At 60.1% G+C, this 12,983-nt stretch carries 14 protein-coding genes and 1 pseudogene; 5 read left to right on the top strand and 10 right to left on the bottom strand.

Annotated features, from left to right (window positions below):
• Nucleotides 1–90: 90 nt before the first annotated feature.
• The gene (locus L5014_RS38830) at nt 91–1,137 is read right to left on the bottom strand and encodes a DEAD/DEAH box helicase (RefSeq protein ID WP_338019323.1); all 1,047 of its coding nucleotides are present in this window, start codon (nt 1,135–1,137) and stop codon (nt 91–93) included.
• Nucleotides 1,109–1,570 (bottom strand): hypothetical protein, encoded by a 462-nt coding sequence (locus L5014_RS38825; RefSeq protein WP_338019322.1) that lies wholly within the window; start codon nt 1,568–1,570, stop codon nt 1,109–1,111. Before L5014_RS38825 ends, L5014_RS38830 begins: the two co-directional genes overlap by 29 nt.
• Before the next feature lie 175 nt (nt 1,571–1,745).
• Here L5014_RS38825 and L5014_RS24935 point away from each other — a divergent pair, with 175 nt between their 5' ends.
• On the top strand, nt 1,746–1,880 hold the full coding sequence (locus tag L5014_RS24935; RefSeq protein ID WP_154565978.1) for an entericidin A/B family lipoprotein: 135 nt from the start codon (nt 1,746–1,748) through the stop codon (nt 1,878–1,880).
• A 660-nt stretch (nt 1,881–2,540) separates the two neighbouring features.
• Here L5014_RS24935 and L5014_RS24930 read toward each other — a convergent pair.
• The 8 genes from L5014_RS24930 to L5014_RS24895 all read right to left on the bottom strand — a co-directional run bounded on the left by L5014_RS24930 (nt 2,541) and on the right by L5014_RS24895 (nt 8,896).
• Nucleotides 2,541–3,352, bottom strand: a protein-coding gene (locus L5014_RS24930; protein ID WP_238466491.1) for an IS5 family transposase whose coding sequence is annotated in 2 segments (ribosomal slippage) — nt 2,541–3,004 and nt 3,004–3,352 — 813 coding nt in all. Because the reading frame shifts where the segments join, the coding sequence is not laid out codon by codon here.
• 272 nt (nt 3,353–3,624) lie between these two features.
• Nucleotides 3,625–5,022, bottom strand: coding sequence for a cardiolipin synthase (cls, locus tag L5014_RS24925; RefSeq protein WP_238466490.1), 1,398 nt, complete (start codon nt 5,020–5,022; stop codon nt 3,625–3,627).
• 156 nt (nt 5,023–5,178) lie between these two features.
• A complete protein-coding gene (locus tag L5014_RS24920) occupies nt 5,179–6,114 on the bottom strand; it encodes a hypothetical protein (protein ID WP_238466489.1) in 936 nt (311 codons plus the stop codon).
• Nucleotides 6,115–6,384: 270 nt separating this feature from the next.
• Nucleotides 6,385–6,573: a CsbD family protein gene (locus tag L5014_RS24915; protein ID WP_238466488.1), complete on the bottom strand. Its 189-nt coding sequence runs from the start codon at nt 6,571–6,573 to the stop codon at nt 6,385–6,387.
• Nucleotides 6,574–6,750: 177 nt separating this feature from the next.
• On the bottom strand, nt 6,751–7,176 hold the full coding sequence (locus L5014_RS24910) for a PRC-barrel domain-containing protein (protein ID WP_238466487.1): 426 nt from the start codon (nt 7,174–7,176) through the stop codon (nt 6,751–6,753).
• A 15-nt stretch (nt 7,177–7,191) separates the two neighbouring features.
• Nucleotides 7,192–7,488 carry a hypothetical protein gene (locus L5014_RS24905; protein ID WP_238466486.1) on the bottom strand — a complete coding sequence of 99 codons (297 nt, stop codon included), beginning with the start codon at nt 7,486–7,488 and terminating at the stop codon, nt 7,192–7,194.
• Between the two features lie 354 nt (nt 7,489–7,842).
• Nucleotides 7,843–8,013: a hypothetical protein gene (locus tag L5014_RS24900; RefSeq protein ID WP_238466485.1), complete on the bottom strand. Its 171-nt coding sequence runs from the start codon at nt 8,011–8,013 to the stop codon at nt 7,843–7,845.
• 709 nt (nt 8,014–8,722) lie between these two features.
• A complete protein-coding gene (locus tag L5014_RS24895) occupies nt 8,723–8,896 on the bottom strand; it encodes a CsbD family protein (RefSeq protein ID WP_238466484.1) in 174 nt (57 codons plus the stop codon).
• Between the two features lie 462 nt (nt 8,897–9,358).
• Between L5014_RS24895 and L5014_RS24890 the strand changes: the two genes are divergently transcribed.
• From L5014_RS24890 to L5014_RS24875, 4 genes and pseudogenes are all read left to right on the top strand, one after another.
• Entirely contained in the window at nt 9,359–9,544 is a 186-nt protein-coding gene (locus L5014_RS24890; RefSeq protein WP_238466483.1) for a hypothetical protein, read from the top strand.
• Between the two features lie 151 nt (nt 9,545–9,695).
• Nucleotides 9,696–11,664: pseudogene (locus tag L5014_RS24885) on the top strand (AI-2E family transporter).
• Nucleotides 11,665–11,913: 249 nt separating this feature from the next.
• The gene (locus L5014_RS24880) at nt 11,914–12,396 is read left to right on the top strand and encodes a Spy/CpxP family protein refolding chaperone (protein WP_238466482.1); all 483 of its coding nucleotides are present in this window, start codon (nt 11,914–11,916) and stop codon (nt 12,394–12,396) included.
• 71 nt (nt 12,397–12,467) lie between these two features.
• Nucleotides 12,468–12,866, top strand: coding sequence for a hypothetical protein (locus L5014_RS24875; RefSeq protein ID WP_238466481.1), 399 nt, complete (start codon nt 12,468–12,470; stop codon nt 12,864–12,866).
• Nucleotides 12,867–12,983 lie beyond the last annotated feature (117 nt).

The raw sequence follows: 12,983 nt of genomic DNA, 5'->3' as shown, positions 1-12,983 counted from the left end.
GTACTGTATTACGTACCATGTATATACGTATCAACGCACGCGGTCAAGCTCGGTCTGATTTGGGCGCTATTGGCCTGCGATAAAGGAGGGTTATACAATGTGATGGGCCGAAAGCCGCCCCTGGAGGCCGGAAGCGGTACGGAATGTGGATCGGTAGCCCGATTTCAGGCGAGCGCCAGCTGGAGCGCCTCTCCGGGCGGGCATACCTGGTAGCCCGTCGCCCGGTAGCCGCGCTGGCGTTTCTCCCACATGCGCTGCAGCATCGGATGGCCGCCGTCGACATAATCGAGCACCCGCACGCCAGTCTTGCCTGCATGCTCGCGGTGCAGCCGGCCGGCGTACTGCTGCAGCGTGCCCTTCCAGGCGGACCGGCATGCCCAGTACCAGCGTGTCCAGCGCCGGGTGGTCGAAGCCTTCCCCGACCAGGCGGCCGGTTGCGAGCACGACGCGTGGCGTGTCCCTGTGCAGCGCGTCAAGGACCGCCAACTGGGTGGCGCGCGCTTTTCTACCGAGCCGTCCGTGCAGCACGAACAGCGACTGCACCGTGTCTTGCAGCATCTGCTGCAGGCTTTCGAGATGGTCCGTCCGCTCGGTGAGTACCAGCACGTTACGCCCCTGCCCGTACTGTTCACGTACCGCCGCCGCAATCATCTGCGTGCGCGGTGTGTCCTGCGCGAGCTGTGCGAACACCGCCTGGATTGGCGCGTCGGCCGCGACGTCCACCGTGGAGGTGAGCCTTTGCGGGAAGACCTCAAGCACCTGCGGCGCGCCGGCGGGCGATTTCGCCGCATGCCGGTTCGGTCCGCACAGCATGAACATCACGGGTTGCTGGCTGTCGCGCCGCACCGGCGTCGCCGTCAGGCTGAGCACGTAGCGTGCATTGACGCCCTTGAGCACGGCCTCGAAGGAATCCGCGGAGACGTGATGACATTCGTCGACAATGACATGGCCGCAACGCTGCAACAGCTGGCCGCGGATACCATCGGGCGCCACCGACTGCAGCATCGCGACATCGATCTGGCCCGTCGCTTTCGACTTGCCGCCGCCGATCGTGCCGATCGCGCGCGCGTCGAGTGCGAGAAACGACTGCAGGCGTTCGCGCCACTGCTCAAGCAGCTCCCGGCGATGCACGAGCACGAGCGTGCTGACACCCCCGCCGGGCAATCATTGCCGCTGCCGTCACGGTCTTGCCGAACGCTGTCGGCGCATGCAGGATGCCGGTGTCATGCCGCAGCAGATCGGCCACGGCCGTCTGCTGGTCATCGCGCAACGTGCCGGCGAACGACACCACGAGCGGCTCGCCCGCGTAACGTTCGTCGCGGATGTCGCAGGTGACGTCGTTGTCGCGCAGCAGCGTCATGACGTCGTCGAGGCAGCGCCGCGGCAACGCGATGTGGCGCGGGCAGTTCTCGGCACGACCGATGATGCGCGGCTTGTCCCATACGCTGAAGCCGCGTGCCTGGGCCCGGTAGAACGCCGGATTCTGGAAAGCGGCCAGCCGGATGAGACGGTTGAGCATCGCCTGGGGAAGCTGCGCCTTTTCGAAATAGAGCTGGTTCGCGAGCGTCACCGCCAGTCGCGCATGGGGGGCGGATGCTACGATTTCTGAAAATCGCTGCGGAGGTCTATGCCGCGTCAAACGATGCCGACAGGCGAAACAGACGGAACCGACGGCACCGACGGCACCGACAGCAAAATTGTCTAAAATTAATCTGGTCGATCGTGATTTGAACAAGGGGAAGATAATGATTCGATTGATTGCATGGATGCTGATTGCTGGTACCGCAGTTCTCGCCGGCTGCAGCACGATGGCGGGCGCAGGCCAGGACATTTCGAAGGGAGGCCAGGCGATTAAGAATGAGGCACAAGAACCCAAGTAAAGGAACCCACTGAGGGGGTGCGCCAACGAAGTCAAGAGCCGAAGTCAACAAATCCATTCGCTCCCAATCATCGCAGCAAACGCGGCGCCTCGACGGGCCGCGTTTTCAATTGCGCTCGGTGATTGTCTTATTGTGGCGTGAGCTCGGTTGCCGACGTATCCGCCTCGTTGCCTTGCGCGACGTGACGTGAGGCGCGGTCATGCTCTGCCGCGCAAGTGTCAGCCGGCACGATCGATCCATGCCGCGAGCCTGCCGTGTCGGGGTGACGGAAGTGCCTTGGCACAGCTCGTCTTGGCATCGCGCATCGCAGGCGCCGGTGAGGCTTGGCCGGACATGACCGGCATGGTTTGCCCGGTCAAATCGAACCAGTGGCGCAACAGGCACTCGGGCGCCGCTCTCGCGACGCGGCCACTTCAACCGACGTTCTGGCATGGGTACAGCAGCGTACCGACTTCCAGACAGGCCGCACATATCGTAGATCGACTTGCTTGAAATGTGTCCGCGACGCAGCGTTATCGCCATCGTTCGGAAAGCGCGGGATCGACTGGCACGCACCTGAAGAAATCATCGTGGATGGAATCACGCATCCGTCGAGAGCCCGCGTGATTTGCGAAGCCATCAGAGTCCATGTCATCGAGGCCGAAACTGGACTAAGAGGTGTTAACAGAATGACTTTTTCAGGTGTCGCCAGCATATGATGCAGCAGGCGATTCTGAGGAAAGCCTCGTGGATGAAAGCGAGCTGTTCGAAGCGGATGCGCAGTCGGCGGAAGTTGTGAAGCCACGAGATGGTCCGCTCTACAACCCAGCGTGTTTTGCCTAGCCCACTACCATGAGGCTGGCCACGTCGAGCGATTTCGGTTGCAATGCCGGCGGCATGCAGTGGACGGCGATATTTGTCATGGTCGTAGCCTCTGTCGCCCTGAACGACCCGAGGCTTTGATAGTGGTTTGCCGCGCTTGCCGCGGATTGGCGGAATTGCCTCGACCAGCGCCTGAAGTTGAGTGACGTCGTTGCGGTTGGCGCCGGTCAGAATCACAGCGAGCGGGATGCCCTGCGCTTCGGTGATGAGATGGTGCTTCGAACCGGGTCGCGCGCGGTCTGTGGGATTCGGTCCTGTTTTTGACCTGAGCCCACAGCGCGGATTGAAGAGGAATCGACGATGACGCGAGACCAGTCGATTTGGTCGGCTGCGCGCAATCGCGCAAGCAGCACCTCGTGCAACTGCTCCCAGACGCCAGCGGCTTGCCAGTCACGTAGGCGACGCCAGCAACTCATGCCGCTGCCGCAACCCATCTCGCGAGGCAGCAGGTCCCAGCGCAGGCCTGTCTGCAAGATGAAGAGAATGCCGGTGAGCACCGCACGATTGTCGAGCGGCTTGCGCCCCGGATAACGGGTTCGCCGTAGTTTGGGAGGGGGCAGCAACGGTTCGATGAGTGCCCAAAGTTCGTCGTCGAGTATCGGCTTGGCCATGTCCTTTTCGTCGTCGAAACAATGAAAAGGTTAACAGCATTCGTCGAGGGTTAACAGCCCCTTCATTCATTTTGTTAAGGGTTCTAAGTCGCCCGAACCCGGAGCATTACAGACGAATAGGCGAACCCGTTCCGGACGGGGTGCATGAGGATCTCTGAACAGCAGCGGCGACTGACATGCGGGGACCTCTTGTCAGCTTTACAGGCACCCTGATTTCGGGCTTTGGCGATTGACTCAACAGATTGCCGGGCTAACGCCGCGCCCTTAAGCGACTATAGAAGACGGCCCCACAACCGGGCTGTCCACTCCTTGAGCCGCAGTAGCAATGACCTGTGCTTCCAGCTTTCCCGGCTGATCTCATCGGAAGCGGCCATATCCTCGGTGAAGGCGGTCTCCATACTTTGTGCGAATGTCTGGCTCAGGACGACCGCATTGATTTCATCGTTGTCCAGCGCACTGCGCCAATCCAGATTGCTGGAACCGACACACGACCAGACACCATCCACGATCGCGGTTTTGGCATGCAACAGCGCGCCGCGTCGCTCGTAGATTTTGACGCCGGCTTCCAGCAGATCCTCGTAGTGCGAGCGGCCGGCATAAAACGCCGATGCCGAATCGGAGTTTCTGGGCAGAATCAGTCGGACGTCGACGCCACGCTTCGCCGCGTCGACCAACGCCTTGACCAGCTGCGGATCGGGGACGAAGTAGGCGTTGGTGAGATACACACGTTGTTCCGCATTGCTGATCGCCGCGATGAGCATCAGATAAATGAGACTGAACGGATCATCTGGCGTGCTTCCAACGGCGCGAACGATCTCCGAGCCTTGACGCAACAGCTCGGGAAAATAGTGAAGCTCGGTCAACGGTTTTCCGTTCTGATTGTTCCAGGTCTGCACGAACAGTTTCTGAAATTCGGCGACAACCGGGCCGCTGATCTGCACGTCCGTGTCGCGCCACCCGCCCGCCGCGCCTGCCTTGGCGGTCGAGTCCGAACGACGCCTGCCGGAAGAGCCGCTCGAGTAGACGCTGCTGATGTTGATGCCACCGAGAAACGCGGTGCGCCCATCGACGATCAGGAGCTTGCGGTGATCGCGATGATTCAGCGTCCAAGGCTTGCGCGTCGACAACGGATTTACCGGATTGAATTCCACTACCTGTATTCCGGCGGCCCGTAGTCGATCGAAATAGGTTCTGGGCGTGCCGAGTGCACCAACGCTGTCGTAGATCAGGTTCACCTGGACGCCGCGCGACTGCTGGGCGATCAGCACATCGGCGAATTGTCGCCCTACGTCACTGTCGTCGATGCCGAAGGTCTCCAGGTTGATGTGATCTTTCGCCGCGGCCATGGCCGCGAACATGGCGTGATAGGTCGCCGGGCCATCCTGCAACAAGCGGACCTCATTGCCGACCACGAGCGGACTGCCACTGATGGCTTGCTCGAGTGTGATCTGCTTGTCCAGAAGCGCTGCATCTCCGGCGTTTCGCTTGAGATTCGTGACGATGGCAGAGCTACGCTTCGCCGATAACGGGCCCCAGGCGTTTTCAAATCGCGCCGCCTGGGTGGCGTAGCGATCTCCCAGGAACTGGGTATCGGGCAGGCTCGCGCAACCACCTGCGATCGCCAGGCAGCAGGCCGTTGTCGCAATCCCTGTCAGTGAGCGAATCATCATCGACTTTCCCGAAAAACCGGCGCGGCGGGTCTGGCTTCATCTCATCACTCGAAGCGGCACCGTACCTTCCATCCACACATTTGCGCAACGATTCCCATGACGAATCGCAGTGCACCGGCGCTGGCGCTTGCTTATCTCGCCAGCGCATTCCCCAGGCTACTGCTGGGTCTGCTGGCGCTGGTATTCGTCATATTTCATCTGCATGTACTGCTGTCGATCCATTTCGTGCAGTTGCAGCGGATATCGCTCGCTAGCGTCGAACCAGTCGGTCAGGCGTTGCTCCAATCGCTTGTCGGGCGGGCTGGACAGCGCGCCGAGATAGGCATCGATGGCCAAGTAGTAACGCATCGTGTTGCGCTCCATGAGGCCGCGCATCCCGCCGATGTATTCCGCCTGAGCCGCGGACGGATCGGCGATCTCGGTGAAGCCGACCTTGCCGCGACCGAAGGCGGCCAGATAGGCCTTCATGGCAAGACGCCCGATCACGCCGTAGCTATAGGCATAGGTCAGATGCAGAAACGTGCGGTCGCCGCCAAGCGCCACCGCTTCCAGAGCGATCCGATAATCCCGGGTGTTCAATGGTCCTTGGTCCGCATGGAGCTTCACCTGCAAGTATCCCGGGCCGGTGGTCGCCGCGTCGTATTCGAATTGCACCCGGTAGGTCGTGCTGAGCGCTTCGGCAACTTCCTTCGTGCTGACATTCACGATCAGCGTATTGCCGCCGCCGCTGGTGGTACGACAATACTTGATGTTCGGATGCAAGATTAATGCATCGCACCAGTTCAACGGGCCTTGCGACAGGTCATTGAACGCGCCATTGACGGTCGCGAACGGGTAGTTCATCACTGCGTAGACCTCGCCCTTGAGCGTGGAAGTCGATTCCTCAGAATCGAGATACAACTGGCGCTTGAACTGGTTATGCTCGAGCCGGGGAATCAGCTTCTGGTACGTTTCGCGCAAGTTGACCGCGTCGTCCACGCCGCTTGCCGACGCTCCTCCCGGGCATAGCAGGCAACACGTCACCAGTATCGACGCCATCAGCGCCGCCTTGCGTAGCTTGCGGCCGGCTGGGGTTCCGGCAGTTGCATTCATCGATATGCTCCGGCTCGTGACGGCATACGGGTTGGGCTGGTTGCACGCGTGACACTTCGTTCGTCAGCGCCGCTGGCGAATGTCACCGCGCGTCGCGCCGCGCACGGGCTTCCATGGCGCCAATGCATTGGGCGGAAAGTCTTCGCGTGATCCGTGCCCCTACGTCCTGTCCTGCAATCTGCGATACGGGGTAACGCCAGCCTGCGGCGATTGTGCGGCGATCGGATGCCGCAGTATCGCGGCATCCCTCTGTCGTGACTGACGCAGCGATCAATGCGCCTTCTTCGCCTGCTTCTTGATCGCTTCCTTGGCGTCACCGTACTTCTTCTGCACTTCGCCGATTGCTTGCTGGACATCGCCTTTGACTTCCTGCTTCGTGTCACCAGTGGCTCGGCCAATCACCTCGTTGACCTTGCCCTTTGCCTTCTCTGCGACGCCCTTGACTTGATCCTTGTTCATGATGAATGCTCTGGAAAAAACTGCTGGCTGGATGACCTGCCGCCCGTCGCAATCAGCGTGTTGAGCGACGCACGCGATACGGCGGAATTTGAAAAAGCAGCAATCGCTCGCCGCATTCCGCAGTCACGCTGGTGCGTGTATGGCGGAATGCCGGCCGAGCCTCTTGCTGACGTGTCACTACATCGGCGGAGTGTTGTCCGAACGAAGCGCCCACCCCCATTGCGAATCTGCCATCGCAGGCCAATGGTCCTTGTCGAATCCGGATGCGCTCTTCATCCGCTCTTCCGTCGCATCGAGCCGGAAGCATTTCTCGTCGGTATCCAGTGTGAACGCTCCCCACGGCACGGCTAAAAGTTTGTCGCCCATCCCGAGAAAGCCCCCACAAGACAGCACGACGTACGCGATCCGGCCGCTGCGTACGTCGAGCATGATGTCGGCAATCTTTCCGATCTCCTTGCCATCCGACGATAGAACCTTGTCGCCAGTCAGCGTGGTGGCCGCCATGACGTTCGGGCCGGCCCCGCCTCTGCTGGTTGCGTGACCGATGATCCGGGCGCCGCTACTGTCGCTCGGCAATTGATTGCTGGGAGAAACTGGTGTCATGACCCACTCCTGTGTTCATTTCGCGAAATGCCGGCGAACTTCGCCGGCCAGCGTGACGGTGCGACGCGCGCGCCGATCCGACTCTGTTCCGGGCCAGGGCGCCGAGCGCTTCGCCTGCAATCGCCCGCCGTCATGCGGGCCTAAAAACTTGTTCGATTCGAGCAGTTTTCGTGCTGGCATGCGCGCCGGTTTCGTCGACATGCTCAGCCGGCATCGTTGTTGTATCGCACCACGCATCGCTTTGAGCAGCACCGGCTCGCGGCCCCTGGTATCCATTGCTGTCGAGGCGATGACATTTGAAGCGCGGCACATGAACGATGCTCATCGAGGCGCCCTACCGAGGGTGCTCGGCGCCGATGTGTACTCTGTCTGCATACCGGGCATGCGGCAGGAGAACGAATCCGAAGCGTCGCGGAATGCGTTCGAGTCGAGTCAACCTACCCTATGCGCGATCAGCCCGGAAGTCGGTACGCTGTCGTACCCATGCGGGAACGGCTGTGAAGCGGTCGCGTCACTGGAGCGGCGCTGTCGTGGTTTCAAGTGGCGATTGCAAATGGCATGCTGATTCGACCCATGAGGACTTCGACAATGGCATACACCCCTCTGCCCTCCGAATGCTGGAGTCTTCCAAAATAAGTTGGGAACTGTAAATCGGTGACGGGTGACTTAACTGAAGTGATTCAGCGATCCGGGGCTGGAAAGCGTGCTGCCAGTCAGTCCCGGTCGCTGCGCACCGCGAGAAATCATGCTGTCCTCGAGGATCCCGCACATCGCGACGAGCAGCATGATCGCGACTGCCACGAGACCCGCATAGCCGATGATCCTGAGCGTCCTCATTTTGCTTCCTACGATAAACGATGTCGCTGTCGCGACTTGGATCATTTTGCGGTTTTACTGCCACATATGTGATCGCAGTCGCTGACCAGCCATCGTGTGACGAGCACGTGAACGAAACGTCCTATCTCAATCCGAAATAGCCGAGGACGAACAGAACGATGACCACGGCTCCAACGAGCCAGACAATGTTGTTCATGACAACTCCTCTCAAGTTAGACACCGGCCTGATCGGCGGCGCGACGTGTAGGTCGCAGAGCCACGCTGGCGAAGCGTGCAGCGGTACCCGGCGTTCTGTCACAACAAAGCCTTGCGCGGTTGCGCCGGTTATCGGTTTCGAATCCGCAACTCGCGACAGAGACCAGGGAATCCCGGTGCGCGATGGACGCAACGTGACGTTCTCACATGCGACAGGGCATGTCTGTACGGTAGTCGCTAAAGTGAGGTACCACACAATGCGTTCCGTACCACCATAGGATGGCGGCGGAACAGCCTCGTACAACGGAGCGGTCTGTGCAATATGCGTTCGCCAACCCGTTTGAGCGCATCCCACGCTCGGTACACGGACGTAAGTGGTCGCGAACGCCTGTCGGACCCGTCAATGGAGCAGGCCGCGCTCATCGACGAGTCGCATTTCGCGAGTGAGGCCTAGCCCCACTGCCTGAAGCACGTTGCGAGGGAGAAGAGTCCCCCGCGAAGCCTGCGTGGTCAATCAGGCTTTTTTGACAACTTCCATGACGTCCCCAAGATTCTTTCGCGCCTGGCCGGCCGCTTGCTGGAGATCGCCTTTGACTTCCTGTTTCGTGTTGCCCGTGGCCCGGCCAATGGCTTCATTCACCTTGCCCTTTACCTTCTCTGCAGTTCCGTTGACTTGATCCTTGTTCATGGTAGACCTCCAATACGTAACTGATCTGTGGATGATGCTGCTATCTGTTGCCGTCAGGTTCTGATGCAGTGCAACCGGTGAATCGGTATTCGATGAAAATCATCGGCTATCCATACAATACGAGCACCAGCACGACGATCGATATTGTTCCCAACATGGACCTTCTCCTTTCGACTCCGTGTTTCGACGAACCCGTCGTCGCTCGCGCCCCAGGGACCCGGCATCTTCCGTGCCTTGCACGAGGTATCTCCGCACTGTTCAATTTGATGTCGTTGGACAGCCGCAATGCGTCTGAGAAACCTGCCCGGCAAAGTGAAATTGTCATTGATTAGCCACGCAGTCGGGTACGGCACCGTACCGACTTCAATCCAGATTGCGAGCAACGTATGCCGTACGCTCGAAGTGCCTGTTTTAGCGCGTTCGATACGCACCGCCCCGTCACCGACCTCACAGGAGAAATCCATGAAGAAGGCAATCGTTCTAGCCTGTGCGCGCTTGGCGACCGCTGCAATGCCAAGCCTTACCTTGGCGGAACAACCCTATCGCGACAATCATGGGCACCATGATGTGCGCTTTCCGCCACGCCATGCCTACTTTTATCACCATCGCCACGCCGCGCCACATGACATGCACGAGAGTGATCGCTGACGCAGCGCGCCTATTGTCAGACGCAATGCCTAAATTGACCGGCTGATCGCCAATGAGGTTGGCAAGTCGAGTTTTTCGGCCTGCATGGGACGCATCTGCACCGGTGCGAAAGCACGCACCAGAATGGACGATATCGCGGGCACTAGCCGCCATGTTCGATTTCACAGGGTCGCGCCCCGCGAGGCCAGCGGCGCGCATCAAGCCTCCTGAACCGTCCAGCGTTCAGGGTTTAATTACGCTTGCCGTTGGCGTTACGGTCGTCGCTGCCCTCTATTTTGCGCGCGAGATCCTGATCCCGTTCACGCTGGCGATTCTGCTCAGCTTCCTGGTCGCTCCCCTGGCCAATCTTATCGGCCGCATCAAGCTTGGCCATGTGGCCTCGGTTCTCCTTGCAGTGACGATGTCGGTCTCGGTGATCGTCGTGCTTGGGGGGATGATCGCCACCCAGATCACGGACCTCGCTGTTGGCATCCCCCGTTATCAGGTGACGATCGACAAAAAGATCTCTGTCGTGCATGGACTCACGGTTGGAAAATTGAACCGGCTGGCGGGTACCGCTGGCCAGGCGCTCCAACGGGCAACCGTTGATCCGCCGAAAACGATACGCGAATCTGCCTCATCCTCGTCTGGCGCCCAATCGCCCGTGGCGTTTCCCGTCGAGGTGCGCGAGCCAGCCCAGACACCATTCCAGCTTGCAAGGCGCATACTGTCTCCCGTCGTCAGTCCGCTCGAGACGGCCTTCATCGTATTTGTCGTCACCATCGTCATTCTGTTGCAGCGCGATGATCTTCGGGATCGGGCTATCCGGTTGTTTGGTTCGAGAGATCTCCATCGGACCACCACCGCAATGGACGAAGCCGCGCGGCGCCTCAGCTGGTATTTCGTTTCGCAACTCGGCGTAAACGCAGGCGTGGGCATCGTTATCGGAACCGGACTGTTCATCATTGGCGTACCCAGCCCCGGTGCTGTGGGGGATTCTGGCCGCGCTGTTGCGTCTTGTCCCCTATGTCGGAATCTGGATCTCCGCCATTTTGGCTACCGCGCTCGCCGCAGCCGTCAGTCCGGAGTGGTCGATGGCGATCTGGTCGATGGTGCTTTTCCTGACCGTCGAGCTGCTGGCCGGTCAGGCCGTCGAGCCACTGCTGTACGGCCATAGCACCGGCCTTTCCCCATTTTCGGTCGTCGTAGCTGCGATTTTCTGGAGCTGGATATGGGGGCCAATCGGGCTCATTCTGTCCACTCCGCTGACACTTTGCCTGCTGGTCCTCGGTCGCCACGTAACGCGGCTCGAATTTCTCGATGTGCTGCTTGGCGACCAGCCCGCGCTGACTCCAGTCGAAAACTTTTACCAGCGAGCGCTCGCCGGCGACCCGGACGACGCAGTAGAGCAAGCCGGAATACTGCTTCGCGACCGGCCGCTCTCCTCCTATTACGATGAAATCGTTCTCAAGGGGTTGCAGCTTGCGGCCGACGATGTCTTGCGCGGCGGCGTAACGCCTGTACAACTGGCGCGAATCGAGACCACAGTAAACGACCTCATCGAGGGCCTGGATGGCTTCGCGGACGTTGATCCGGCCACCGACGCAGCAGCGGGCAACTGGGGCACGCTGGCGCCAGCTGCTGCCGGACAAAAGGTATCGTGCCAACCGGCTCCGAATGCTTCTTCGCGTGGCATCGAAGCTCCCCCGGTTCGGCGTGCTGACAATCAGGTCCTTTGCATAGCAGGCCGGGGGCCGCTCGACGAGTTAGCATCGGCCATTCTCGTCCAGCTTCTCGGCAAGCACGATCTCGATTGCCGGGTGGTCAACCATGACGCGGCCTCGCGCGGCCGGATCGACGGTCTGGACGTGACTGCGGTGACAATAGTGTGCATTTTTTATCTGGGCATCGATGGAATCCCGTCCCACCTGCGTTACCTTTTGCGACGGGTGCGGCAACGCTTGCCGGACGCGTTGATCGTCGTCGGCCTCTGGCCGGCAGGCGATACCGATCAGTGGAGCAAAGATCTCCGGAGTGCGATCGGCGCCGATCACTATGCCACTTCGGTCCGGGATATGGTCAACGCATGCTCTGTCTCGACCGGCACGGCAAGCGCGTTCGGCCGTGAGCCAAAGCTTTGACGGCGTTGCAGCGTAACGGGCATATGGTGACAAGGACGTGTGGGTGCTTGCATTTGCTGCGCAGACACCTGTCTTCGAGTTGGGCCACGAGCTGCTCCGTCGATTCAGTAGTGTAACGCCAGCGCGCAAGCGTCCGGCACCGGACAGACGTCGGTCGGGAGTCAGCGCACAGATGATCTATTCGATCGAACTCGCCCGCAATGACGGCAATCCCCTCGTGAGTCCATCGAATTCCTTTGGAGATCGATCATGAGACTCGTTGCCCCTCCATCCAAACCGCGAACTGCACCGGCGCTCGCAATAGCGGTTTTTCTCGCGATAACGGCACTCGCCAATCCTGCGAGCGCTGCCTCCCCCGCCCAGACTCAAGCACCTGCGAGCGCGATGACCGTTGCGACCCACGACCGGATCGATACACGCATCAATAACCTTCACGCCAGGCTTCAGATCACCGCGGCGCAGGAAGAGCTTTGGCACAAGGTCGCGCAGGTCATGCGCGACAATGCGGGCACGATGGACTCGCTCAGACAAGCGCGAACCAGTCATGCCAACAGCATGAGCGCCGTCGACGATCTCAAGTCCTATGGCCAGGTCGCCGACGCCCATGCGGACGGCATCAGAAAGCTCACTCCCGCGTTTCAGGCGCTGTACGAAAGCATGCCTGACGCCCAGAAGAAAAATGCCGATCTGATTTTCCGGACTGACCATCACCACTCCGCAAAGAAGGGGTGATCTCGAGACACCCGCAGCGGGAAGCGGACCGGTACCGCACTCCGGTCCCGGATCGCAGACAGGAGAACATCATGAAAATCCCAGAAGTACGAGCCGCGTTCATAGGCTCGATGATGACCAGAATCATGACGACTGTTAGCTTCGCATTGGCTATTGGCGGCATGTCCATGGCGCCGGCTTTCGGCGCAGACTACGGCAACCACGAGGACCAACAGCAGCATGGCGAGAATGATGGCTATCAGCATAACCAGAGCCATCCACAGCAACATCGCATGGCTAACGGTTATCAGCAGAACCACTGGCATCAGTGGGATCACGGCAATCGGCAGGCTTATCAACATCCGGGCAATGACTACCGTCGCGGCGACTACTACGACAACCAGGACTATGTGTATGCGCCACCACCTGTGGTCTATGGCCCGCAGTCGGCGCCAGGCATCAGCCTGTTCATACCGCTCCGGTTCCGGTAGGGTGCAGGGGACTTTGTCCACTGGGTCGGAGCGGGTTCAACTGGCCTTCCCCGTTCTCCTGGACGGGTGTATTGGCCAGTCATGCTTTGCTCGAATGAACTGGGCTAACTGGGACTG

The organism is Paraburkholderia tagetis, from assembly GCF_022213065.1.
Taxonomy (GTDB): domain Bacteria; phylum Pseudomonadota; class Gammaproteobacteria; order Burkholderiales; family Burkholderiaceae; genus Paraburkholderia; species Paraburkholderia tagetis.
This window is presented reverse-complemented; position numbering and strand designations above follow the sequence as displayed.